Genomic DNA, 25,942 nt, shown 5'->3' with positions numbered 1-25,942 from the left:
CTGATTTTTCAGGGCTTTTCTATTTTCCAATGTTAAGTTTTCATTCAATGTTACCAAATTGTTAAGTAAAAGTTTTTTTAATGTAAAATAATCTATACATTTGTTATGTAAATATGAATACTTAAAACCTACAACTATGAAAAAGATTATGATTTTAGGAGCATTAGTAATCTCAGCGGTAACTTTTGCACAGGCACAAAAACCAGTTTTGGAACAAGAAGGTAACCTAGTAAAAGCTACTTACTATTACGATAATGGACAAATTCAGCAACAAGGTCATTTTAAGGATGGCAAATTAGAAGGAAGCTGGGTTTCTTATGATGAAAAAGGAAACAAAAAATCAATTGGCGAATACAGTAACGGAGAAAAAACCGGAAAATGGTTTTTCTGGAGTGATAAATCATTAAGCGAAGTAGATTACTCTAAAAGCAAAGTGAAATCTGTTAAATCCTGGAAACAGGACGCATTGGCAAAAAATTAAAAAGTTAATTGTTTATAATGTAAAAGGGAGCTCAAACGAGCTCCCTTTTTTGATTAAATTTTTAGGCTCAGGGATTAGGATTGCAAATAAAAATGTAAACTTTGTAAATAAACATTTGACACCATGCAGCATAGTCGAAATCTTTTCGGAAAACGCAAATACCTCTTAGGGCTGATGCTGCTTGTATTTGTCGCTGTGGTCTGCGTGGCTTTTAGTACAAATGATGGTGACGATTTTGATATCTCCAGAAGGGAAGTTTTACTCAGAAGGATCGGACATGAACTGCTTTTACAATCAGGAGACAGTACATCAAGAGTCCTTCCGGTAAAAAGGATTAGTGGGAACGAATACCAGATTGCATTTGAGAATGATTTCTCTTTTGAACCGGACTCTCTGATAAATGTTACCAAGCGTCTATTGGACAAAGATCCGCTTACAAATGATTATGTTGTCAAAGTGATGAACTGCGCGAATTCCAGTATGGTTTATGGATATGCGATATCAAAGGATAGGAAAGATAATATTATTACCTGCAATGGAAGGAAGCAACCCAAAGGTTGTTACCTGATTAACATCAAATTTAAACCGACGGTTAGAACTATAGTAAGTAGTGGCTATTTTTTGACAGGCCTTTCATTTTTAGCATTGGTAGGATTTATTTTTTTGAGGTCTGCTAAGCAGAAAAGAGCGTTACCCGACATTCAGCATGCCAATACGTTCACTTTGGGCTCGGTACTGTTCGATGCCAAAAATCGAAAACTCATCATCAATGAAAAAACCTTAGAGCTTACCGGAACGGAAACCCGAGTATTACTCATTTTCGCATCGTCTCCCAACCAAACTATAGAAAGAAGCCGACTGCAAAAAGAGATATGGGAAGATGAAGGTGTTATTGTGGGACGCAGCCTGGATATGTTTATATCAAAACTTAGAAAAAAACTGGAACGTGATCCAAATATCAAAATTGTTGTTATCCGTGGCAAAGGCTATAAGCTTGAAATTGCTGCTTAAGGAAATCTCCACGCTGCAAACCGTCAAGAATAAAATCCGAATTTCAATTTGCATTCAGAATCGTTTTCTTAATTTGCAGTATGAAAATTTTGGTAATTGAAGACGAAATAGAAATAGCCTCAAGCATTAAAAGCTATCTCAAATCAAACGACATCCTTTGTGAAATGGCTGATGATTGTGAAACAGCCTTGGAAAAGATTGCCCTATACGACTATGACTGCATCCTATTGGACCTAATGCTTCCCGACGGTGATGGATTTGCAATCCTGAAGGAGCTGAAAAAGCAAAATAAATCGGATGGTGTTATCATTATTTCTGCTAAGGAAGCTTTGGAAACCAAAATCGAAGGATTCAATCTTGGTGCCGATGATTACCTGACCAAACCGTTCCACCTTTCGGAACTGTTGGTTAGGATACAGTCTTTGGTAAGGCGCAAAAACTTCAATGGCAGCAACATCATAACCTTTAATGAAATAGAAATTGATACCTTAGCCAAATCAGTAAAAATAAAAGACAAAAAAATTGACTGTACCAAAAAGGAAATCGATTTGTTGTTATTCCTGATTGGCAATAAAAATAAGGTGTTGTCCAAAAGCGCGATTGCGGAACATCTTTCAGGTGATATGGCCGACATGTTGGACAACCATGATTTTGTATACGCACACATCAAAAACCTAAAGAAAAAACTAAAGGAATCCGGCAGTGCCGATTATATCAAATCGGTTTATGGCATCGGTTACAAATGGGAGAATGACTAAAAAACTATTAAATAAAACGCTGCGATACTATATGATGTTTTCCCTTGCGGTAATGTTGTTGGGCGTTCCGTTATTCTTTTTTATCAGCCAGTGGCTTTACCTTCATGAAGCCGATGAAGCCTTAGCGGTTCAAAAAGATGAATTTGTGAGGTTTTATCTTCCGGAAATAAAGGAAGACGAAATAGCGGTTTTCAATAAATTAGGCAGCGATGTACAAATTGAAAAGAATGAGAGTGGCATTGTAAAAGACACCATGTATGAAAGAAGTGTTTACAATCACATGGATAAGGATAATGAACCTTTCCGAATCCTGAAATCACCGGTAACCATCAACAATAAGCCGTATGTTTTTTTAGTGAAGGCAAATCTGGTAGATAATTATGAATTGGCAAAAAGCACACTCGGGATTTTTACCGTCATCATCGTTATACTGTTGGCCGGGCTTTTTATCATTACCAGAAGATTGTCAATCACGCTTTGGAAACCTTTTTATCAAACGCTCGAACAGATTGAACATTTTGAGATCGATAAAAACTCCAATCCAAAATTGGCTCCCAATGACATTGAGGAATTCAACAGGCTGAATACAGCACTGAATAAACTGGCAGAAAGAAATACACTCATCTATAAAAGCCAAAAGGAATTCATAGAAAATGCGGCTCATGAACTTCAGACGCCGATTGCAATTTTCAAAGGCAAATTGGAAACACTGCTGCAAAGGCCTGATGTTACTGAAGAACAGTTTGAAATATTGGATAAACTAAACGACACTACCACGCGTTTAAACCGACTCAACACTAATTTGTTATTGCTGTCGAAAATAGAAAGCAAACAATACAATATTCCGGAAAAGCTTGTGATGAATGCTGTTATCAATCAGAAAATGGATTTTTTCCAGGAACAGGCAATGGCAAAAAACATCAGCATCAATACCAGCTTGGAACCCAATATTATTGTGAATGCAAATCTTTTCCTGACAGAAGTTTTAGTACGCAACCTTTTTCTGAACGCGATTAACCACAATATCAATAATGGAAGCATTATAATTGTTTTGGATAAAAATGCCCTTACTTTCTCCAATACTGGTGATTCAAGATCATTGGAAGCCGATAAATTATTCGAGCGGTTTTCCAAAGTCAATCCGTCTTCAAAAGGAAATGGCCTGGGATTGTCAATAATCAAAAGGATTGCAGACAACAATAACTGGAAACTGGATTACTTCTTTAAGGATAATCTCCACACTTTCGAAGTGCGTTTCTAAATTCAGAATTCCTACTAATTCCTTTCTGAATTTTGTCTTTTAAGGTTAAAAGATGAAAAAGCTTCCGGAAATTACAATTGCCTTTTGGATAATGAAGATTTGTGCTACAACGTTAGGTGAAACAGCAGGCGATTTATTCTCAATGACATTGAATATTGGCTATGCATTGAGTACACTTATCCTGTTGTCTTTCTTCGTCATTACTCTTATAATGCAGTTGAATACAATTAAATACATCCCATTGCTTTATTGGTTTGTCATTCTTGCAACAAGTACTGCAGGAACAACACTCTCCGATTTTTTGGATAGGACCTTGGGATTAGGATACCCACTAGGTGCTTCAATCCTGATTATCCTTTTGGCGTCCGTGTTTTTAATATGGAAAAAAACAGAAAAATCCGTTGCTATTGATAACATTAGCTCCTTCAGAGGAGAAATGTTTTATTGGATTGCCATATTAATTTCGAATACGTTGGGTACAGCTTTAGGAGATTTTCTGGCAGACAGTTCGGGATTAGGTTTTTTAGGTGGAGCAGTCTTAATTGGAAGCCTGCTCATGTTGGTGATAGTGGCGCATTATTTCACAAGGATTTCAGGAATAGTCCTTTTTTGGGCTGCCTTTGTTTTAACCAGACCGTTTGGTGCTACTTTTGGAGATTTACTTACCAAACCCTATGAAAAAGGAGGACTGAATTTTGGCACCATTGGCTCTTCGTTAATATTGTTTGTAATTTTAGTGGTAATAATAACCTTTTCGACTCTTAGCAATAGACCAACCCTTACCAGAAAATATCCATAAACTTTTCATAAAAATGGCCACTCGATCCATAATTCAGAATTTCTTCTAAATTGGATTTCACCTTTGTCTTTTAATTAGACAAAATGAAGTTTCAAAAAATAAACTGCACAGGAAGATTTTCGCTTATCTGCTCATTCACAGCATGGTTCCTGATTGTTTCCCAAATCCTTCGCATTATCTTTTTTATATGGCAGCGCGATGAGGTTTCGCTGAACATTTTTACCGTATTGGGTACGCTCTTAACCGGGTTGTTTTTTGATATCGGAACGGTTAGTTTTATCTTATTTCCATCCATTTTATATTATCTCGTTTTTCCAAATCGTTGGGTAGGAAGTTGGGCAGACAGAATCCTGATATGGTTTTTCACTTCACTCGGAACCTTTATTTTGGTATTCACTTTTTTTGCTGAACTTACCTTTTGGGACGAATTCAAAACCCGTTTTAATTTCATTGCGGTAGATTATTTGATTTACACCCATGAAGTTGTAGCCAACATTCAGCAGTCGTATCCATTGCCTTTATTGATCATTGGGGTTTCAGCCATTACGTTTTTGGTGTTGTTTATATTTTACAAACGAAATGTCTTTACAAATGTATTTACCCAAACCGCAACCTTCAGGCAAAAGATTACTTTGTTAATTATAGGAGTTATCAGCTGCCTGTTCTTTATCACTTTTATTACCAACAATCAGGCAGAATGGTCTAAAAACAGGTACAATGCCGAAATATCGAAATCGGGGATTTACTCCTTCTTCGCGGCTTTTAGGAACAACCAGATGAAGTATGATGAGTTTTATACTTCTATAGACAATGAAAAAGCATTTGCCCTTGTTAGAAATAAATTGAAAGAATCAAACAGCAGTTTTCAAAGAGATGGATTCTCAATCCACCGAACGATTTCTGATTCTACAACAGTAAAACCTATAAAAAAGAATGTAGTGTTCATTTTGGTGGAAAGCCTTAGCGGAAGCTTCATGAAGGAATTTGGCAACAAGGAAAACATTACGCCATTCCTCGACAGCCTCGCCCAGAAAAGCATGTTTTTTGACAACCTCTATGCCACAGGAACGAGAACGGTTCGTGGAATGGAAGCCATGACTTTGTCAATTCCGCCAACGCCAGGGCAAAGTATTGTAAAACGCCCGGATAACCATAATCTCTATACGATTTCCAATGTGTTTAAGGAAAAGGGATATACCAATAATTTCTTTTACGGTGGCGATGGTTATTTTGATAATATGAATTCTTATTTTGGTGGAAATGGTTTTACCATTTATGATCGTGGGCGCGGAAGTGTGCTGAGCGATGATATTAAAACCACGCGAAACAATATCACTGATGATGAAGTGACTTTTGAGAATGCCTGGGGAATCTGCGATGAGGATATCTTTAACAAAATGATGAAAGTCGCGGACGAACATTACAATAAAAATCAGCTGTTCTTCAATTTTGTGATGACAACGTCCAACCACAGGCCTTACACTTATCCTGATAATGCGATTGACATTCCTTCGGGAACAAGCAGGGAAGGAGCCGTAAAGTATACCGATTATGCTTTGAAACATATGTTTGAAAAAGCCAAAAGCAAACCTTGGTTCAACAACACGATTTTCATCATCATCGCCGACCATTGCGCGAGCAGCGCAGGTAAGGATGAGGTTGACATTGCCAATTACCACATTCCGGCATTTGTTGTAAACCTTCCGGCCGAATACAACCACAAGGTGAAAAAGCAATGCTCTCAAATTGACGTTTTCCCAACGTTTTTTGCAACGCAAAACTGGACCTATCAAAGTGATTTCTTTGGCAGGAATGTACTAAGCGATAGTTTTGAGGAACGCGCTCTTTTGGGAACTTACAGGAAATTGGTATTGATGAAGAAAAACAAAGCGATGATTTTGTCCGACCAGAAAAAACAGGCTTTTTATACCTGGAATAAATCAGATAATAGTTTGAAACCACTTCCGATTGAGAAATCATTCCTTGAAGAAACCATTTCATGGTACCAAACCGCCGATTATTTATTTACCAATAAATTGCTAAAATAGTCTTTGACGAAAACAATCAAATCCTAATAAACACCAATAAAAATCGTATGGCATAACACTACGTTTAAAATTCACCAACTTTAAATTAGTTTGTTATGCTAAGAACATTTTTAATCGCAATTGCGGTGGTAAGTACTGCCTGCGCACAGGAAACAGAAAAAGACAGTCTAAAGACAGATACTTTAGACAGCACCCATAAATTCAAATTCAAACAGCTGATTATACCCGGAGCTTTAATCAGCTATGGAGTCATTGGCCTTGGTAATGATCAATTGTTGTCCTTTAACCAACAGATAAGGTCAGAAGTAAATGAAGACATTGACAACAAACTCACCATTGATGATTTTTCACAATACCTTCCGGCTGCATCAGTTTACGGATTGAATGCCATTGGTATCAAAGGCAAACACAATTTTAGGGACCGAACCATCATCATGGGGACTTCCTATTTATTGATGTCGGCAACAGTCATGGGGCTCAAATCGACTATAAAGGAAAAAAGACCAGATGGCACGGATTATAACTCCTTTCCTTCTGGCCATACCGCAACTGCCTTTGCCGGAGCTGAATTCCTTTGGCAGGAATATAAGGATGTTTCCGTTTGGTATGGGATTTCAGGTTATCTGGTTGCAACAGGAACAGGGCTTTTCCGGATTTACAATAACAAACACTGGCTTACCGATGTTGCGGCTGGAGCCGGAATAGGAATCCTGAGCACCAAAGTGGCCTATTGGATCAATCCATGGATTCAGGAAAAGATATTCAGGTCAAAAGAAGGAAACAGCGTTTCGTCAATCGCTCCTTTTTACAATGGAAAGCAATTGGGGATTGGGTTTGTAAGGACTTTTTAAAACAAAGCCCGATACTTTTATATCGGGCTTTTCTAAAATATTTATTTGAAATTATGCTTCTGCATTTACATTCCTGTTTCTTCGGTCACGTAACCAATATTTGGTTCGTTTCACCAAGAAGAACATTACCGGAACCATTACCAACGTTAATACTGTAGCATAAGTCAATCCGAAAATGATGGTCCATGCCAATGGTCCCCAGAAGATAACGTTGTCACCACCTACGAAGAAGTGCGGATTCAAATCGGTTACCAATCCGAAGAAATCGAAGTTGATTCCAACCGCCAACGGAATCAATCCGAGAACAGCTGTCAATGCCGTCAATAAAACCGGTCTTAAACGTGATTTTCCACTTTCTATGATTACGCCTTTGATTTCATCCAGGGTCAAATCATTGTGCGATTCCACTCCTTTATCGGCAACTTTTTTATCCAAAAGAAGCACGAAGAAATCCATTAATACAATTCCGTTCTTCACTACAATTCCAGCCAACGATATGATTCCCATCATCGTCATCAGGATGACAAAATCCATATTGGCAATGACATAACCATAGAACACACCACTGAAACTCAGCAATACCGTGAACAGAATCACAATAGTTTTTGAAACCGAATTAAACTGTAGTACGATGATAATCGTGATTCCTGCCATCGCAAGGAATAAGGCATACAGAAGGAAGCTTTGGTTTTTGCCCTGTTCTTCCTGAACACCGGAGAATGAATACGAAATGCCCTTAGGCAGCTCATACCCGTTTAACTCTGTTGCGATCTGCTTGGTAATTTCATCAGCATTATAACCAGTTAGTACATTGGAATAAACAGTCATTATTCGTTTGTAATTTTTTCTCTTAACCTGGTTGTAGGTATCCTTTTTCTCAGTTTGTGAAACCGCTGAAATCGGAACCTGAACAATCTGTCCGTTGCTTTGGTTCCTAAAAGTTATCGACTGATTGAAAAGCGTGTTTTCATTTTTACGCTGGTCTTCCTGCATTCGGACAACGATGTTGTAATCGTCATCGCCTTCCTTATATGTCGAGATTTCCTGTCCGTAAACCGAACGACGCAGGTTGAAACCTAATTGTCCTGTAGAAACGCCAACGCTTCCTGCATTTACACGGTCAACCTTTACCTCAAGTTCCGGGCTTTCCTTGTTTACATCGACACTCAAACGCTCAATTCCCGGAATGTTTTTACTGTCAATAAACGCAATCATCTTATCAGCTTCCTTCAACATTTCGTCATAATCCGTTCCGGCAGAACCTGTGAGCTGCACACTAATCGGATAACCTGCTGGCGGACCATTGGCATCTTTTTCAACCGTAACTTTTGCACCTGCAATTCCTTTAACCTTGCTACGGATTTCCTCTAAAATATCAGAAGTATTGATGCCGCGTCGGAATTTGAACTCAGAGAAATTGATGGTTACTTTTCCTTTAAATGGTGTTTCGGATTGCGAACCTGCATCCACATTCGGATTTCCGGCACCGACACCAACCTGGGAAACAATGCTTTCGGCCAAATAGTTTTCATTTGTTTTTGGATCAACATATTTTTTCATGATGTTGATGACCTGGTTTTCCACAAATAAGGTTGCCTTATTTGTTTTCTCGATGTCTGTTCCCTGCGGATATTCGACATAAGCAATTACCTGATTCGGGATATTATCCGGGAAGAACAATACTTTTCGTGGGAATACACCAACCAAAATAAAGGACAGGAACAACATTCCAATGATCGTTGCCAAAGCAAACCACGCATTTCTTCCGGTTAGGATTTTAGCCAAAAAGCTTTGGTATTTTTTCTCCATCCTTGGAAAGAAACTATGCTGGAAATCTTGAGTCCATTGGTACAACCTCCATTTGTAAAGCCACATCAATCCTAAGGAAATTACAGCTAGATGCCCAATTGCCCTTGCCAGTTTCGAATCATTAAGATTACCAATCAATATAAAGATCACTGCAACTATTGCTAAAACAATAGAGTAAGTCTTGGCTGATTTGTTGGTTACGTTTTTGTCTTCAATATCCATAGAACCTCCAGTCATTGCAGCGTTGATAACCATTGCCACAAATAAGGATGCACTCAGCGTAATCGAAAGCGTCATTGGGAAATAAATCATGAATTTACCCATGGTTCCTGGCCAAAGCGCGAATGGTAAAAATGCCATCAGCGTGGTTGCCGTCGAGGAAATAACCGGCCATGCAATTTCTCCAATACCAATTTTGGATGCCTGGACGCGAGGCATTCCCTTTTTCATATTGGCAAATACGTTATCGACTACCACAATACCGTCGTCAACAAGCATTCCCAATCCCATTACCAATCCGAACAATACCATTGTATTCAGCGTTAAGCCCAATGCCGAAAGTATAGTAAACGCAATCAGCATTGATAGCGGAATTGCGGCTCCGACAAATAAGGAATTACGCAATCCCATCGTAAACATTAGTACAATCATTACCAGTACGATACCGAAAATGATGTGGTTTGACAATTCGTCAACCTGGTGTTCAACACGCGAAGACTGGTCGTTGGTCAGTTTTAATTTCAAGTCTTTTGGCAGATAATCTTCCTGTGCTTTCTTGATTTTTTCCTTTACCTGTTCAATTGCCGAAATCATGTTTTGGCTCGAACGTTTCTTTACGTTAAGCATCACCACTTCTTCGCCTCTTTCACGGGCATAGGTTGTTTTTTCCTTTTCCTTGAAGGCAACGGTGGCAATGTCTTTTAAGTAAACAACCCCACCATTGTGTTTTACAATTACATTTTCAAGTTCCTTTGGATCTTTGATTTCACCAACGATTCGAATGTTATTCCTCGAACCTTGGGAAGTCAGGTTTCCGCCCGAAAGCGTCATGTTCTCAGACTGTACGGCATTTTGGATATCATCAAAGGAAACCTGAGCTGCTGTCATTTTGAAAATGTCAACGGCAATTTCTACTTCCTTGTCATCAACTCCAAGGATTTCCACTTTTTTAACCTCAGGAATTTCCTCAATGTCATCCTGTAGTTTTTTACCATAATCCTTCAACTGCTGCGTGGTATAATTCCCCTGCATGTTGATGTTCAAAATCGGAACTTCCTCAGAAATGTTAAGGTCAAAGGTGTTGGGTTCGACCTTGCTTCCATTGTCGAGGTTTGGCCAATCGGTGTCAGCTTTTACAATGTCAACCTTGTCCTTAATCCTTATTTTGGCTTCTTCAACCGTAATTTTATCGGCAAACTCAACGATGATCATTCCGTAATCCTGGAACGAACTCGAGGTTACCTTTTCAACGCCACTGATGTTCTTGATTTCCTTCTCGAGGGGCTTTATGATTAATTTTTCCACATCTTCAGCCGAGTTTCCCGGGAAAACGGATGAAATGTAAATTTTGTTTTCAATGATTTCAGGGAAATCTTCCCTTGGCATTGTCGTATAAGCAATCAAACCTGTGATTACTACTAAAAAAGTCAGGATGTATACCGTGACGCGGTTGTCGACGGCCCAACTTGATATGCTGAATTCTTTACTTTGATGTGACATCTTTATTGGTTTAGACTTTTATTAGAAATTCAATTTCATTCCGTTAGAAATGGTATTCACACCTTCTGTAACTATGATGTCATTTGCCGATAAACCGCTGACGATTTCGGTAACGTTATCCGATGATTTTCCAACAGTAACAATAACTTTCTTGGCAGTTCCGGTTTTTCCGTTGCTTCCTTCAACAACGTAAACATATTTATCACCTTTTCCATCTTCCTGAATTACATTCGTTGGAACCACAATAGCATCTTTACTTACATAATCAATGATTTTAAGTTTCGCAACCTGATTCGGGCGCAATAGGTTTTCCGGGTTGGGAACGCTTACCTCAATCCCGAAGGTTCTGTTGTTTGGATTGATGAAATTTCCAACCTGACGTACTTTTCCTTTATAGGTTTTCCCTAATGAAGTCAGGAAAACATCAACCTGATCACCAACCTTCAATTTCCCGATATAGGTTTCAGGAATGGAAGTTGAAACATACATGTTCCCAAGGTTTACGATACGCATCAAGCCTGTAGCACTTGGCCCTACAACCTGTCCTTTTTCTGCAAAGACTTCGTCGATTGTTCCGGTAAATGGAGCGCGGATAACTGTTTTTGATAACTGTGCATTGATTTGGGCAACCTGTTTTTGGGCAGAAACCATTTGGGTCTGCGCCTGTAGATACTGGATTTCAGAACCAATCTTTTTATCCCAAAGATTTTTTTGCCTTTCGAATGTGGTTTTAGCCAAATTGTATTGATTCTGCGCACTTGCCAATTGCTGGCTCATTCCGGCATCGTCTACTCTTCCAAGGATTTGCCCTTTAGAAACGCGGTCACCAGCTTTAACCGTCAATGAAGTCAAAGTTCCGTTGAATTCAGGCTGGATTAAAATGTTTTCTTTGGTATCAACATTTCCCTGAATGTCAAGATAATGATTGAAAACAGTATCCTTTACCGTTAAAACCGAAACCAATGCTTCTTCTGTTTTTACATCCAAAGATGCCAAACCGGCTTCAATTTTGGCAATTTCTGCCTGAAGTTCGGTTTTCTTTTCGTTTAACGCCTTAACGTTTTTTGTCTTGATTAAATCGTCGATACTTTGTGTGTTTCCTCCTTTGGAACATGCAAAAAGTACTAGTGATAGTGCTGATAATATGATTAATTTCTTCATTTGTGTTAGATTAGTTGTTGTTTATTATTTTTTCTAAAGCAGCTTTCTTGTTGATGACATTCACCATCGACTGCAGGTAATTTTGTTGTGCGGTATACAATTGCCTTTGTGCTTCACTGAAATCAAAGCTCGAGGACAAACCTTCGGTAAACTTGATTTGTTGCTTTCTTTCGATGCGTTCCGCAAGGGTTAAATTACTTTTGGATGTTGAATATTCTTCCACAGCAAATTCATATTCGCTTTTGGCTTTTTCGTATTCCAATTTCAATTGCTGTTCGGTTTGGGTAAGCTGTGTTTTGGCTTGCTCCAAAGCAATTTTAGCCTGTTGTGTTTTAGCGTGCCTTCCAAAGCTGCTGAAAATCGGCACATTTAGGTTTACAGCAAGACCGGAATAATTATACCATTTTTGATCTGGTGAAAAAAGTTTGAATTTATTGTTGAAGGCATTGTATCCATAGTTTAAACCAGCTGATAAGGAAGGCAATGCTTTGCTTTTTTCCAATTTCAATTCTAACGAACGTTGTTCCTTGAAGTTTTGGGCAATCTGATAATTAATATTATTTGTAACGGCAAAATCTCCTTTGCTAAAAGCCAAATCCAAATTAGACATGGTCAGGTTGTCCAATTTATCAGTCAGTGTCAAATCGTCATTGATGTCCATCCCCAATGCGAATTTTAGCATTTTGAGGGCAACATCCTTTAATCTTTTTGCATTGTTAAGGCTGCTGTTTACGGAAGCCAATGTAATTTGAAGCTGCTCTACATTTTCTTCTTCAATCAAACCATTTTTAAAGGTTTCCTGAGTGTCACCAAGGGTTTTTGACAAAGTTGTTTTGTTTTTTTCAAGGATTGCAACGCTTTCTTCAGCAAGCAGGACATTTCCGTAGGCATTGATCACCATTTCCCGGATTTCGGTATTGGTTTTTTGCTTGGCATTTTCGTAATACCTCAAATAGGTTTTGGATGCCTGTAGTGCAACAATATAGGAACCGTCAAAGATTAATTGGTTTAACCTTAAACTGCCGTCAGCAGAATTATAGCTTCCAAATTGAATGGTTGTGGTTTCGCCATTAACAGTAAACTGATTCTGCTGAATCTGGAAATTATTGTTGTAGCTTCCAACACCACTTATTTGTGGTAAACCCGTTGCAGTGGTTTCCCATTTTTTCTGTTTTGCCTTATCAATATCCCTTTGGGCATTGATTGACGAATAATTGTGCTGAATTGCGTGGTCAATAGCTTGCTGCAGGCTGAAAGAGTAGCTTTCCTTTTTGTCCTGCGCCTGCAAAAGACCAACAAGCATTAGAGCGATTAATAATAGGTTCTTTTTCATGGATTGATGTTTAAGTATTGTGAATGAGTTGTTGTTTCTGTAATTCTAAAATCCCTTCCGGAGTTCCAATGGCTCTGGTGTGGTATTCGAGGGCTTTGGCTTCGAGTTCATAAGCATCTTTCTCCATCATCGTATTTTCATTGATGGAAAAGATGAGCGTGTAATAAAATTTTACGGCAGCTTCAACATCGGTTTCCTTGCGGTACAAACCTTCAGCAATCCCTTTTTCGATATTCTGGCGGAACATCTGGCTGCAGTCTTCAATCTCGTTGCAGATCATTTTATCATAAATCTCAGGATAATGCTTTTTGAGCTGATAAGCCGGAGAATGGTCAAAGGATTGGAACATTTGTTTGAACATTTCGCGCATTTGGAAATTTTCGGCAATGGCGTTGTGATTTTGTGCAATCACTTCTTCCATAAGCGCATGTATTTTTTGATGGATGACTTCAGTTCCTTCTTCAATCAGCGTTTCCTTATTGCTGAAATATTTGTAAATGGTTTTTTTGGAAATACACATCTCACACGCAATATCATCCATGGTGACGCTCTTAAAACCAAGTTTTAAGAACATGTCGGTCGCTTTTTTGATGATTTTATCTTTCATTTTTCTGAATTTGGTCAGAATCTCTTCACAGGATTTCTAAAAATTTAAGGCAAAATTAAGACGGAAACTTTTAACACTAAAATAGTTTCCAAAGTATTAACGAAAATTTAACATTGAAAAACCCGTTTTTGTAATGCGGGAAGAATACCTTAAATTAGCAGAAAATATTTTTCATGCACGCGATTTCGCATTATCAGGACAAAGTCAATACTCATTTCAAATCCTTAGCCTTAAAAAAAGAGCCGAATAATTTGTACGAACCCATTGGTTACATTCTTTCGCTCGGCGGCAAAAGACTGCGTCCGGTTTTGACGCTGATGGCTGCTGAGGTTTTTGATGCCGATTGCGAAAAAGCGTTGGCTGCAGCGACAGCTGTTGAGGTATTTCATAACTTTTCCCTAATCCATGACGACATCATGGATGATGCTCCTTTGCGAAGGGGAAATGAAACCGTTCATGAAAAATGGAATGTCAATACCGGAATCCTTTCGGGTGATGCGATGCTGATTTTGGCGTATCAGTATTTTGAAGGATATGAGCCGGCGACTTTTAGGGAACTGGCAAAACTGTTCAGCAAAACAGCCCTTGAAGTCTGTGAAGGCCAACAATACGATGTTGATTTTGAAACCCGTGATGATGTTACCATTCCCGAATACCTGAAAATGATTGAATGCAAAACGGCAGTTTTGGTTGGCGCAGCAATGAAAATGGGAGCAATTGTAGCCCAGACTTCTGATGAAAATGCAAATTTGATTTATGATTTTGGACTGAATTTAGGCATCGCATTCCAATTGCAGGATGATTACCTGGATGCTTTTGGTGACCCTGAAACCTTTGGGAAACAAGTTGGAGGCGATATAATTGAAAATAAGAAAACCTATTTGTACCTCAAGGCAATGGAATTTGCATCGGCAAATGAAAAAGAGCAGCTTTTGCATTTGTTCTCCATTCAGCCCAATGACAATACCGATAAAATCAATTCGGTAAAAGAAGTTTTTAATCAGACCGGAGCTGCTGCAGCTACGCAAAAAGCCATCGAAGAGTATACTTTGAAAGCATTACAGACTTTGGAAAAAATGAATATCGGCACTGATAAAAAAGAAACATTAAAAACTTTTGCCAAAAACCTAATGAGCAGAAATGTCTAGTTTTATTGCGCCCATAACTACTGACGGATTGCTTTCGGAGGCCGAAAACGAAAACCTGTATTCCAAATTGATTGACCAAATCAATAAGGATTTCAACTTTGCCAATGAAGCTATCGATTTCCCTCAAAGCACCAGTCCGTATGAACTAAAGGTTCAGTTACATGAAAAAATCTATCGACTGATTCAGTATAAGTATGCCGAATTATTGAATTTGCTTTACATCATCGACGTTCCCGAGGATACCGTCAAACAATTGGATGGCACTGATACGGTCGAACTTTCGGAGCAAATTGCTTTCCTGGTTTTAAAAAGGGAATGGATGAAAGTATGGTTCCGAAATCGGTACTAAAAGAAAAAGCCCTGCGTAAGCAAGGCTCTTCCAAAATAAAAAAAACGTATTACTCCACGATAAAACGTTTGACAACACTGCCTTCAGCTGAATTAACTTTCATAAAGTATATTCCTGCTGAATAACCTGTAAGGTCAATTTGGTTGTCATTGTTATCCAGTTTAAAAAGCTGGATAATCCTTCCTGAAGCATCTGAAATCAGGGCTTCGTTTAATAATACATTACTGTTATTTGTAATTAAAATGAAATTTTTAGCCGGATTTGGAGCCAAAACAATTTGTCTTTCCAATGGAATAAATTCTTCATTGGCCAGTGTTTTTTGGGTCAATGTCAATATTACTTTATTATCATCCTGACAGCCTACAGAAAATGTATATTGCTGCCCGTTGTAAATAGCCGTTGCTGTAGTTGCCAAGTTGCATGAAGTGATAGTACCCCAGGTATTGGCAATAAGGAAAGAACTGCCTATCGCCGGATCAAAATAAAGTTCCGGAACTACTGTTCCTGCCATAGCAGCATTACCTTGGATTAGCATAGTATCATATTGTGTTCCTTGCGTAAGCCCATATAATTGAACATTGAATCTTGTGTTGGCAGTTGATTGATAATTGCCAATGATGGTAAGTGTTCCCGGTTCGCCCCCAGGAGCAAAGATTCCATCACTAGTGAAATTAGGTGCTGTTGGCAATTGGATGTAGGCTGTTCCCTTTACGATTCCGTTTGTGGTATTGTTTAACGAACCTAATTGCAATGTTCCTGCATCAGCCTGAATGATTCCGGTATTGTTGATAGTTGCACCGATTGAGTAGGTCCCAGTAGAAGCGCTTTTTTTCAGAAGCCCAAAGTTATTGATGATGTTGGTACCGGTTCCTGCGGAAAGAGCTCCGGGATTTTGAATGTCGAAAGTTGCACCTGCCTGATTGGTGATTGTTCCTCCATTCATGACAACGGTCTGATCGGAAGTAACTTTTATAGTGTTGACATTGTTAATAGTTGTCGATTCGGATATGAAACGGTTGCCGACCCAACCCGGAGAAAATTCGAAAATGCCCTCGTTCGTTAAGATTCCTCCGCCTTTTATGGTTCCCGCTGCCCAATTATTTATACCGTTTCCGGTGAAATTAAAGGTAGCTGCAACAGGAACATTGATGTCTGAGATCCAGTTAAAATTCCCGTCAAGGACACCAGTCAAAGTTCCCGAGCAAGTAACAGTTTGGTCGTTAAACAAATAGTTGCCGGCAGAGGCGTTGTAGGTGCCGCCATTAAACACGGTCAATGGGTTTGAAAAATGAATGTAACCCGATTCTGCAGAAATTGTTCCGGTATTATAAAGTTGGGCCCTTATATAGATATTGGAAACAAGTCCCGTTTTTTTGATTAGGCCGTTATTGTTAAGAATATGGCTTCCGGTACCTGTTGCAAGCACTTCATGCGGAAATTGAAAGTCCAGAATGCCATTAGCTGTGTTGTTTAGCGTTCCATTTGTAATGTCAAGAGACCAATCGGTATTTATGACGATGGTCGAGTTGTTGGTGAGTGTTGTGCCACCTTCAATGTATTTGGTTCCATAATAAGCACCAGTCATCTGTAGTAATCCCGAATTGATTAAAATTCCGCCCCCAGTAAGATGCCCATTTCCCCAGTTAAAAAGCCCATTCCCCGAAAAATTAAATTCGGCAGTGACAGGTACATTCATGGTTCCCGACCAATGAATTTCCCCTAGATTGTCTCCCGAAAGCGTTCCCGAAAGTGTTTCCGTTGCACCAAATATCAGGCTGGTGCCCAAAGCGGTGTTGTAAGTTCCGCCATGAAGTTCCATTTCAGCATTGCTCAGGTTAATATTTCCTGATTGCACCGTAATAGTACCGAAATTCCGAAGCTGTGCAGAAATCGTAGAGGTTCCGGCTCCCAATTTTTTAATCAGTCCGTAGTTAGTAAGCCTGTGGCTTCCTGAACCCGAGCCGGTGATATTGCGTTGGCTGTTGATCAGTTCAATCACACCTTCGGGCTGTACTGTGAAATCTCCATCGACAATGTCAATACCCCAATCTGTATCCTGGGTCATCCTTCCGGTAAGGTTTATGTCAGCGCCGCCTGTAAGTTGTTTTCCGCCAGGTATGATATCCAATAAACCAAGAATATTTAGGGTTCCGCCGCTAATGTTTCCGCCTCCCCAACTGATAATCGAGAGCGGAGCGGAATTTGATTCCTGAAGAGTGCCGATAGTCATATTCGCCTGGATGATTAAGACTGCGGTACCTTGTAAGTGAATGGAATTGATACTCGTATCAACGTTGAGTAAGGCTGTTTTGCCATTGGAAATCTGAACATCCATAGTAGGGCTGGGTAGTGTTACAAGAGACCAATTGTTAGGATTGTTCCAGCTCGTGTCTATGGCACCCGTAAAAACATTGACTTGTGCCTCTGCCGCAAAGAAAGTGAGGCAGGAAATAAGGAGTAATAAATTTTTCATGAGTATAACGTTTTTTAAATTACAAATCGGTTATAGCTCAGCAGGCAAAGCAGTTTTGAAGGCAGTGTAAAAGTAGATTTGCCAACAAAAACAAACGTTCCGAATATTGCGCTTTGCAGTATATTGGAACAAATTAGCTGAATTTCAGCTTTGAAAAGATAGTAGTGTGAAAATTAAACCGGCTCGGAATTTTTATATTCCGACGGCGTCATTCCGGTTACTTTTTTGAAAGTATTGTTGAAGGTTGTTTTGGATGCAAATCCGGCTTCGAGGCCAATGGCAACCAAAGTATAGTTTGAAAAATCAGGATGTTTTAAATAATACTGCGCTTCCTTAATCCGCAGCTGATTGATGTAATCCGGAAAGCTGGTTTTGAGTTCTGTATTGATTAATCTTGAAAGATGGCTTTTACTCAGATTGAGTTCGTCGGCAATTTTGTCCAAAGTCAATTCGGGGTCAAGGAAATACTTTTTATTGATGACCAAATCTTCAAATAGTGTAAGGTGTTCGCTTTTGCCTTTATCGGAAACATCAACTATACTGCTGCGGTCAAGCGTATGGCTCCGGATTTTTTTACGCTCTTCCGTTACGCCATATTTATAAATACCGATATGGCCAATCCAATAAATCATTACAGAAAGTGCAATCCATATAATGTTCCAAAGCCAATATGGCGCAAGTTCAAAAGTTACCATAACCATTACAGTGAACCAAATAGGGCAAATGATTAAAAAGGCAATTAAGGTATTGCGGAACCACCTCAGTTTAGGAAATACTTTTGAAACAGCAAAGGCCTGTTCATTTCGTTCTGCTTTAATTGTTTTTAAAAGAAGTTTAGTGACAAGATAAGTACACAGAAAGATGCTGACAAATTCGATGATGCCTTCCAGAAGTAAATACTCGGTTTTATGGTCAAGGTAATTTCGGGTCAGTTTTAAGGTGTTTACTGCTATGAATCCAAGTGTAAAAGGAGTTACCAAAGTAATTATAGTCTTTCGCGGGATTGACTTTTCAGGATAAAGTATCTTCAATCCATAAAAATAAAGTAGTGGCGCCATAATAAGTTGTCCAGGTGTCCAGGTGATGCCATATAAATATCGGCTCTTAACTAACCAGGTCGATGCTAAGTAGTAATTGAGATTATTCAATGAAAATACTACAATCAAAGTAGCGAGCAGAAATGTCGCGGTGTCGCGGTATTTTTTGGAAGTAAATACGATGTAACCAAAAATCAAGCCCTGAATGATTCCTCCAAGGATGATGCTATTAACGATATTGAAATGATACTGAGTGGTTTCCATTCTTCCAAATATAGGAATTTTTGGAAAATGAAAAATATTTTTTAGCGTGAGGGATGGAAGCAGGTACCGTGTACCGCGAACAGCCCGACCTGCCAATGGCAGGGCACGCCCAGATTATAAATACACCCGCACAAAAGGCATGAAGGCACTGCCATAAACATCTTTATCTTCGTCAAAAAGTAAATTGACCCTTCCTCCAATAGTAACATTATCCTGTCGGTAACCCGCGCCAATAAACAAACCGGTGTTCCAAAAACTCTTTTTGTAATCGTTGCCAAAATCAAAGTATTTGCTGTTGACATTCACTTCTTCCACTTCGAGCGAAAGCTGCACTGCCTCAATCGGATTATAAATCCCGATTAAGCTTCCACCATAGACATTGGAGGAATAATAATCCTTTTGCTTCAGGTTGCTGTATTGCAGGCCGGCGCCAAAAGCAAAATAGTCGTTGAAATTATAAATCGCACTCGGAGCCACCAGTATGTCGGTGTAATCGTTGCTGATGGATAACCCCAGGCTGCCACCAAAACTTACATTTTCCCAGAAAGCGCCGGTTTTTGCCTTAGGCAACGGAGTTTCATTTGGCGCATCCTGTGCATAGAATGAAGCCGGAAAAGCTAAAATGAGAAACAGGAAAACCGTTTTGAAATTGCTATCTAAAAGTGAGGATTTCATCATTTGTTTTCTTTATGTTTTAATAAGCATAAAAGTATCTAAAATAATTATTAATTTCTACCAATTATTGTACTTTTGCCAAACTATTACACAAATCAGGACATTCAATTATTTTTTATGGATAGGTTTTCCTTTTTAAACGCAGCACATACCGAATTTTTCGCCCTTTTATACGAACAATACCTTCAAAATCCAGATAGCGTAGAGCCAAGTTGGAGAGCCTTTTTTCAAGGTTTCGACTTTGGAATGACGACCTATAATGAAGAAAATGCTGTTCAGGAATTGGCAAATTATGCCGCCAACGTTCCGGCTAACGGACAGGTTTCAGACAAACTCCAGAAAGAGTTCAATGTTTTGAAACTGATTGACGGTTACAGAACACGCGGACATCTTTTTACCGAGACCAATCCTGTTCGTACCAGAAGGACTTCTTCGCCAACGCTAGACATTGAAAATTTCGGTTTGACATCAGCCGATTTGAATACGGTTTTTGATGCTGCCAAAGTATTAGGCCATCAGCCACAAACATTGCAACAAATCTTAGATCACCTGAAAAACGTGTATTGCCAGCATATTGGTATCGAATACATGTACATGAGAAATCCTCAGGTAATTCAATGGATTCAGGACAAAATAAACGTAAACGACAATCTTCCCAACTTCGACAACGACCAAAAGAAACATATCTTAGGCAAACTGAACGAAGCAGTTTCTTTTGAGAACTTTTTGCACACAAAATACGTAGGACAGAAACGGTTCTCATTGGAAGGTGGAGAAAGCATTATCCCGGCCTTAGATGCATTAATTGATGCTGCGGCCGAAAAAGGCGTAGAGCAATTCGTAATGGGAATGGCACACCGAGGAAGGTTGAACATCCTTGCGAACATTTTCGGGAAAGCCACTCAGGATATTTTCTCAGAGTTTGACGGAAAGGATTACGACAAGGAATATTTCGACGGAGACGTTAAGTATCATTTGGGATTGACTGCTGAAAGAAAAACAACCTCAGGAAAAAAAATCAACCTGAATCTGGCACCTAATCCTTCGCACTTGGAAACCGTTGGTGCCGTGATAGAAGGTATTACCAGAGCCAAACAGGATAAATATTTCCCAGACGACTTTTCAAAAGTACTGCCAATTGCCGTTCACGGTGATGCTGCAGTAGCAGGACAGGGAATTGTTTACGAAATTGTGCAAATGGCACAGCTTGACGGTTATAAAACAGGTGGAACTATCCACATTGTAATCAACAATCAGGTTGGATTTACCACAAATTATTTAGATGCGCGTTCGTCGACGTATTGTACTGATGTTGCCAAAGTGACTTTGTCGCCGGTACTTCACGTCAATTCTGATGATGCCGAAGCTGTGGTTCACGCGATGCTTTTTGCGTTGGATTTCAGGATGCAGTTCGGACGTGATGTGTTCATCGATTTGTTAGGATACAGAAAATACGGCCATAACGAAGGTGATGAACCACGTTTTACACAGCCGGTTTTATATAAAATCATTGCAAAGCATCAAAATCCAAGGGATATTTATGCTGAAAAACTAATCACTAACGGAATTGTAGACGCGGCCTATATCACCAAAATAGAAAACGACTACAAAGCCAAGCTGGATGAGAATCTTCAGGAATCGCGCAAAAAGGATTTGACGATTATCAAGCCTTTTATGCAGGACGAATGGGAAGGTTATGTTCAGGTTTCGGATGACGAAATGCTGAAAAAAGTCGATACTAAATTCGACAAAAAGAAACTGGACGAAATCATCGTTTCGGTTTCAACTTTGCCGTCGGATAAAAAATTCATCAGCAAGATATCCAAAATCGTTACCGACAGGAAAACCATGTACGACAACGACGTCATCGATTGGGGAACTGCTGAAACACTGGCTTATGGTTCCTTATTAACCGAAGGTTACGATGTCCGTATCTCCGGACAGGACGTTGAAAGAGGAACATTCTCGCACCGTCATGCCGTTGTAAAAGTGGAGGACAGCGAACAAGAAGTTGTTTTATTAGATACCGTAAAAGGTAAAAAAGGGAAATTCAATATTTTCAATTCCTTCCTTTCAGAATATGGCGTTCTAGGTTTTGACTACGGTTATGCGTTGGCAAATCCAAACGCTTTGACGATTTGGGAAGCACAGTTTGGGGATTTCTCCAATGGTGCCCAAATCATGATTGACCAATACATTTCGTGCGGTGAAGACAAATGGAACAACCAAAACGGAATCGTTTTATTACTACCTCACGGTTACGAAGGACAAGGTGCGGAGCACTCTTCAGCACGTATGGAACGCTACTTACAGCTTTGTGCACGCCACAATATGTATGTTGCCGATTGTACAACACCGGCGAATTTCTTCCACTTGTTGAGAAGACAGATGAAGACCAAATTCCGTAAGCCTTTGGTAGTATTTTCACCAAAAAGTTTATTGCGTCACCCACAATGCGTTTCAACACGCGAGGAATTGTATAAAGGACAATTCCAGGAAACGATTGACGACAATTCGGTAGACAGGAAAAAAGTAAAAACCGTGGTATTCGTAACCGGAAAATTCTATTATGATATTCTGGCCGAACGCGAAAATTTAAAGAGAAATGACGTAGCTTTGGTACGTATCGAGCAGTTGTTCCCATTGCCGGTTGACCAATTGAAGGCGATTATCAAGAGTTATCCAAATGCCGACGATTTCGTTTGGGCACAGGAAGAGCCAAAAAACATGGGAGCTTACAGCTATATGTTGATGAATTTCGATTTAGTGCCATGGAGATTGGCATCGCTGAAAGCTTACGCGGCGCCGGCAGCAGGAAGCCATACACGTGACCGAAGACGCCACGCAGATGCCATCAAAATGGTTTTTGACAAGAATTTGTTCCGTTAGGAGCTATTCCGGCTTTCCGCTGTATCTTTTGCTTACGCAAAAGGATGCCGCTGCAATCCGGGCTAAACAAAATATAATCAACACAATAAAATTATAAATCATGATTTTAGAAATGAAAGTGCCTTCACCAGGCGAATCGATAAAAGAAGTTGAAATTGCTACCTGGTTAGTAAAAGACGGAGATTACGTAGAAAAAGACCAGGCAATCGCTGAGGTTGATTCCGATAAGGCAACGTTGGAATTACCGGCAGAAGCAAGTGGAATTATTACGCTTAAAGCCGAGGAAGGTGATGCTGTTGCTGTTGGCGCGGTTGTATGCCTGATCGACACCAGCGCAGTAAAACCAAGTGGTTCAGCTCCGGTCAAAGAAGAAGTAAAAGTTGAGGCTCCAAAGGCTGAAGCTCCAAAAAAAGAGGAAGCTCCTAAAGCTGCTCCGGTTGCTGCAACATCCTATGCTGCACAAACGCCATCTCCGGCAGCGAAAAAAATATTGGACGAAAAAAACATCCAGCCTTCAGACGTTGTTGGTAGCGGTGTAGGCGGAAGAATCACCAAGGAAGATGCGGTAAATGCTGTGCCTTCAATGGGAACGCCAACTGGCGGAAACCGTGGTTCAGAAAGGACAAAATTGTCAATGCTGCGTCGTAAGGTTGCCGAAAGATTAGTGGCTGCGAAAAACGAAACAGCGATGCTAACTACATTCAACGAAGTGGATATGACCGAAATTTACGCTTTGCGTGAACAATACAAAGAAGAATTCAAAACCAAACACGGATTGGGATTAGGCTTTATGTCGTTCTTCACCAAAGCAGTTACAAGAGCATTGCAATTGTACCCTGACGTAAACTCAATGATTGACGGGCAGGAGAAAATTTCATACAATTTCTGTGATATTTCGGTAGCCGTTTCAGGACCAAAAGGATTAATGGTTCCGGTAATGAGAAGCGCAGAAACCTTATCGTTCCGTGGTGTGGAAGCCGAAATCAAACGTTTGGCCTTACGTGCACGCGACGGACAGATTACAGTGGATGAAATGACCGGAGGAACATTCACTATTTCAAATGGTGGTGTTTTCGGAAGCATGTTGAGTACACCAATCATCAATCCGCCACAATCGGGAATATTAGGAATGCACAATGTAGTGGAAAGAGCTGTTGTAAAAAATGGCCAGATCGTTGTTGCGCCGGTTATGTTTGTAGCCTTATCTTATGACCACAGGATCATCGACGGACGTGAATCGGTTGGATTCCTGGTTGCAGTAAAAGAAGCTCTTGAAAATCCAGTTGGAATCTTAATGGACAACAATCCTAAAAAAGCATTGGAATTATAATCCTTTGTTTTGTAAAAATAAAAAAGCCGTTTAGAATTTCTAAACGGCTTTTTAGTATCGTATGATTTAATTATTCACCAGTTGTAACACTGCAAGAGAATTTTCCATCAGTGATCACTTTGTTAGCTCCAGCTCCAAATGGCTCTAGAGTTCCACTGAAAGATCCTTTAGCTGAACTTGCAGAGTTTGTAGTAACGTTTGAAGTAAAAGTTGTTGGAGTGTAGAAATCACCACCATCAATCTCATAAGTAAAACTGCTTACTTTGTCTCCTGTTCCTGGATCTACATCAAAATCAATAGTTTCAGTAGGAGTTTCAATGTTACCGATGTATCCGTGTACATAAGTAGATCCACCTAATGAATAAGCGATAGTTTTAAAGCTTTTGTTAGTTCCGTCTACTTTCATGCTCGCTGAGCTTCCTCCACCACTGTCTTTTGAACATGAATTCAATGAAAGTGTCAATGCAATTGCCGAAGCGAATAAAAATACTTTTTTCATAATGTTTAGGTTTTATTTGTTTTTTAGGTTTAACAATGGCAAATCTAACAGTTTATTTCAATTATGCAAATGTTTTTTACATTAAAAAAGTAAAAATTTAATTATTAAAGATTTCTTAATTTTTTTGGGCTTAACTTCCTCAAAATTATAGGATTGTTTTTCGTTTATTTGTATTTCATTTTTTAGCTATGAAAAAAAGCCAGAAACAGGCAGCGATAGGATTTATCTTCATCACAATGCTTATCGATATTACAGGTTGGGGAATCATAATTCCGGTAATTCCGAAGCTTATCGCCGAACTTATTCATGGCGATATCAGCGAAGCGGCAAAGTATGGAGGCTGGCTTACGTTTGCCTACGCAATAACGCAGTTTTTGTGTGCGCCGTTGATAGGAAATCTGAGTGATAAGTATGGAAGGCGTCCCATCATACTGATTTCGCTTTTTGCTTTTGCATTGGATTACCTTCTATTGGCTTTTTCGCCAACGATTGCCTGGTTGTTTTTGGGAAGGATCATTGCAGGTTTAACCGGAGCCAGTATCACCACGGCTTCAGCTTATATTGCTGATGTAAGTACTCCCGAAAACCGGGCGAAAAACTTTGGAATGGTGGGCGCAGCTTTTGGACTTGGCTTTATCATTGGACCCGTTATAGGTGGTTTATTGGGGCAATTCGGCTCGAGGGTTCCCTTTTATGCAGCCGCAATCTTGTGCATGCTGAATTTCCTTTATGGCTATTTTATCCTTCCGGAATCCTTATCCAAAAAGAACCGAAGGGAATTTGAATGGAAACGTGCCAATCCGATAACAGCGCTTACAAGATTAAAAAAATATCCTTCGCTGATTGGTTTGATTACAGCAATTTTCCTTTTGTATGTTGGCTCTCATGCGGTTCACAGCAATTGGAGTTTTTTCACGATGTATCGTTTTAACTGGGATGAAAAAATGGTAGGGATTTCACTTGGGGTAGTTGGGCTTTTAGTGGGATTGGTGCAGGGAGGATTAATCCGCTGGACAAGTCCGAGGCTTGGAAACCACAAAAGCATTTATATTGGTTTGGGATTATATACTGCGGGAATGCTATTGTTTGCCTTTGCAACACAAAGCTGGATGCTGTTTGTGTTTTTAATTCCGTATTGTCTAGGAGGAATTGCCGGACCAGCTTTGCAGTCGGAAATATCGGGTCACATTCCACCCAATGAGCAGGGTGAAATTCAGGGAACTTTGGCAAGCCTTATGAGTGCATCGGCTATCATTGGCCCACCCATGATGACCAACACCTTTTACTTTTTTACCCATAAGGATGCACCTTTTCAATTACCAGGAGCACCTTTTATTTTGGGAGGTTTCCTAATGTTGATCAGTACCATCATTGCTTTTTATACTTTGCGTAAAAACAAAAAAGCCATCAATGCTGTTGATGACTTTAAGGAATAGGATT

20 protein-coding genes are annotated in these 25,942 nt (G+C 39.6%); 12 read left to right on the top strand and 8 right to left on the bottom strand.

Annotated elements, in window-relative coordinates:
- Positions 1–136 precede the first annotated feature (136 nt).
- The 7 genes from L1S31_RS02935 (at position 137) to L1S31_RS02905 (ending at position 7,209) form a co-directional block, all read left to right on the top strand.
- A complete protein-coding gene (locus L1S31_RS02935) occupies positions 137–481 on the top strand; it encodes a toxin-antitoxin system YwqK family antitoxin (RefSeq protein WP_236461891.1) in 345 nt (114 codons plus the stop codon).
- Between the two features lie 123 nt (positions 482–604).
- Positions 605–1,492 (top strand): winged helix-turn-helix domain-containing protein, encoded by an 888-nt coding sequence (locus L1S31_RS02930; protein ID WP_236461888.1) that lies wholly within the window; start codon positions 605–607, stop codon positions 1,490–1,492.
- Positions 1,493–1,572: 80 nt separating this feature from the next.
- Positions 1,573–2,250 carry a response regulator transcription factor gene (locus tag L1S31_RS02925; RefSeq protein ID WP_236461886.1) on the top strand — a complete coding sequence of 226 codons (678 nt, stop codon included), beginning with the start codon at positions 1,573–1,575 and terminating at the stop codon, positions 2,248–2,250.
- Complete coding sequence (locus tag L1S31_RS02920) at positions 2,243–3,511, top strand: sensor histidine kinase (protein ID WP_236461884.1); 1,269 nt, start codon at positions 2,243–2,245, stop codon at positions 3,509–3,511. Before L1S31_RS02925 ends, L1S31_RS02920 begins: the two co-directional genes overlap by 8 nt.
- A 52-nt stretch (positions 3,512–3,563) precedes the next feature.
- Positions 3,564–4,310, top strand: coding sequence for a COG4705 family protein (locus L1S31_RS02915; protein ID WP_236461881.1), 747 nt, complete (start codon positions 3,564–3,566; stop codon positions 4,308–4,310).
- A gap of 83 nt (positions 4,311–4,393) precedes the next feature.
- Entirely contained in the window at positions 4,394–6,358 is a 1,965-nt protein-coding gene (locus tag L1S31_RS02910; RefSeq protein WP_236461877.1) for an LTA synthase family protein, read from the top strand.
- A 95-nt stretch (positions 6,359–6,453) separates the two neighbouring features.
- Positions 6,454–7,209 (top strand): phosphatase PAP2 family protein, encoded by a 756-nt coding sequence (locus L1S31_RS02905; RefSeq protein WP_236461874.1) that lies wholly within the window; start codon positions 6,454–6,456, stop codon positions 7,207–7,209.
- Between the two features lie 51 nt (positions 7,210–7,260).
- On the opposite strand, the gene L1S31_RS02900 is transcribed toward L1S31_RS02905, so the two are convergent.
- The 4 genes from L1S31_RS02900 to L1S31_RS02885 are packed head-to-tail and all read right to left on the bottom strand — an operon-like array spanning position 7,261 to position 13,838.
- The gene (locus L1S31_RS02900) at positions 7,261–10,737 is read right to left on the bottom strand and encodes an efflux RND transporter permease subunit (RefSeq protein WP_236461871.1); all 3,477 of its coding nucleotides are present in this window, start codon (positions 10,735–10,737) and stop codon (positions 7,261–7,263) included.
- 21 nt (positions 10,738–10,758) lie between these two features.
- Positions 10,759–11,898 carry an efflux RND transporter periplasmic adaptor subunit gene (locus L1S31_RS02895; RefSeq protein ID WP_236461868.1) on the bottom strand — a complete coding sequence of 380 codons (1,140 nt, stop codon included), beginning with the start codon at positions 11,896–11,898 and terminating at the stop codon, positions 10,759–10,761.
- A gap of 10 nt (positions 11,899–11,908) precedes the next feature.
- Positions 11,909–13,231, bottom strand: a complete 1,323-nt coding sequence (locus L1S31_RS02890) for a TolC family protein (protein WP_236461866.1) — start codon at positions 13,229–13,231, stop codon at positions 11,909–11,911.
- A gap of 10 nt (positions 13,232–13,241) precedes the next feature.
- The gene (locus tag L1S31_RS02885; RefSeq protein WP_236461863.1) at positions 13,242–13,838 is read right to left on the bottom strand and encodes a TetR/AcrR family transcriptional regulator; all 597 of its coding nucleotides are present in this window, start codon (positions 13,836–13,838) and stop codon (positions 13,242–13,244) included.
- Positions 13,839–14,011: 173 nt separating this feature from the next.
- Between L1S31_RS02885 and L1S31_RS02880 the strand changes: the two genes are divergently transcribed.
- Positions 14,012–14,986: a polyprenyl synthetase family protein gene (locus L1S31_RS02880; protein ID WP_236461860.1), complete on the top strand. Its 975-nt coding sequence runs from the start codon at positions 14,012–14,014 to the stop codon at positions 14,984–14,986.
- Entirely contained in the window at positions 14,979–15,335 is a 357-nt protein-coding gene (locus L1S31_RS02875; RefSeq protein WP_236461857.1) for a hypothetical protein, read from the top strand. Before L1S31_RS02880 ends, L1S31_RS02875 begins: the two co-directional genes overlap by 8 nt.
- 49 nt (positions 15,336–15,384) lie before the next feature.
- Here L1S31_RS02875 and L1S31_RS02870 read toward each other — a convergent pair whose 3' ends face one another.
- From L1S31_RS02870 to L1S31_RS02860, 3 genes are all read right to left on the bottom strand, one after another.
- Complete coding sequence (locus L1S31_RS02870; protein ID WP_236461854.1) at positions 15,385–17,808, bottom strand: T9SS type A sorting domain-containing protein; 2,424 nt, start codon at positions 17,806–17,808, stop codon at positions 15,385–15,387.
- A gap of 173 nt (positions 17,809–17,981) precedes the next feature.
- Complete coding sequence (locus tag L1S31_RS02865; protein WP_236461851.1) at positions 17,982–19,109, bottom strand: helix-turn-helix domain-containing protein; 1,128 nt, start codon at positions 19,107–19,109, stop codon at positions 17,982–17,984.
- Between the two features lie 114 nt (positions 19,110–19,223).
- Positions 19,224–19,787 (bottom strand): hypothetical protein, encoded by a 564-nt coding sequence (locus tag L1S31_RS02860; protein ID WP_236461848.1) that lies wholly within the window; start codon positions 19,785–19,787, stop codon positions 19,224–19,226.
- A 114-nt stretch (positions 19,788–19,901) separates the two neighbouring features.
- Here L1S31_RS02860 and L1S31_RS02855 point away from each other — a divergent pair, with 114 nt between their 5' ends.
- Together L1S31_RS02855 and odhB are read left to right on the top strand one after the other, a co-directional pair.
- A complete protein-coding gene (locus L1S31_RS02855; RefSeq protein WP_236463501.1) occupies positions 19,902–22,673 on the top strand; it encodes a 2-oxoglutarate dehydrogenase E1 component in 2,772 nt (923 codons plus the stop codon).
- A 100-nt stretch (positions 22,674–22,773) separates the two neighbouring features.
- The gene (gene odhB / locus L1S31_RS02850) at positions 22,774–24,003 is read left to right on the top strand and encodes a 2-oxoglutarate dehydrogenase complex dihydrolipoyllysine-residue succinyltransferase (protein WP_236461845.1); all 1,230 of its coding nucleotides are present in this window, start codon (positions 22,774–22,776) and stop codon (positions 24,001–24,003) included.
- A gap of 70 nt (positions 24,004–24,073) precedes the next feature.
- On the opposite strand, the gene L1S31_RS02845 is transcribed toward odhB, so the two are convergent.
- Positions 24,074–24,502 (bottom strand): hypothetical protein, encoded by a 429-nt coding sequence (locus L1S31_RS02845; RefSeq protein WP_236461842.1) that lies wholly within the window; start codon positions 24,500–24,502, stop codon positions 24,074–24,076.
- A gap of 188 nt (positions 24,503–24,690) precedes the next feature.
- Here L1S31_RS02845 and L1S31_RS02840 point away from each other — a divergent pair, with 188 nt between their 5' ends.
- Positions 24,691–25,938 carry a TCR/Tet family MFS transporter gene (locus L1S31_RS02840; RefSeq protein WP_236461839.1) on the top strand — a complete coding sequence of 416 codons (1,248 nt, stop codon included), beginning with the start codon at positions 24,691–24,693 and terminating at the stop codon, positions 25,936–25,938.
- Positions 25,939–25,942: the final 4 nt, after the last annotated feature.

It is taken from the genome of Flavobacterium wongokense (assembly GCF_021608265.1).
Lineage (GTDB): Bacteria > Bacteroidota > Bacteroidia > Flavobacteriales > Flavobacteriaceae > Flavobacterium > Flavobacterium wongokense.
The sequence above is the reverse complement of the archived record's forward strand: the minus strand, read 5'-3'. Positions and strand labels throughout refer to the sequence as shown.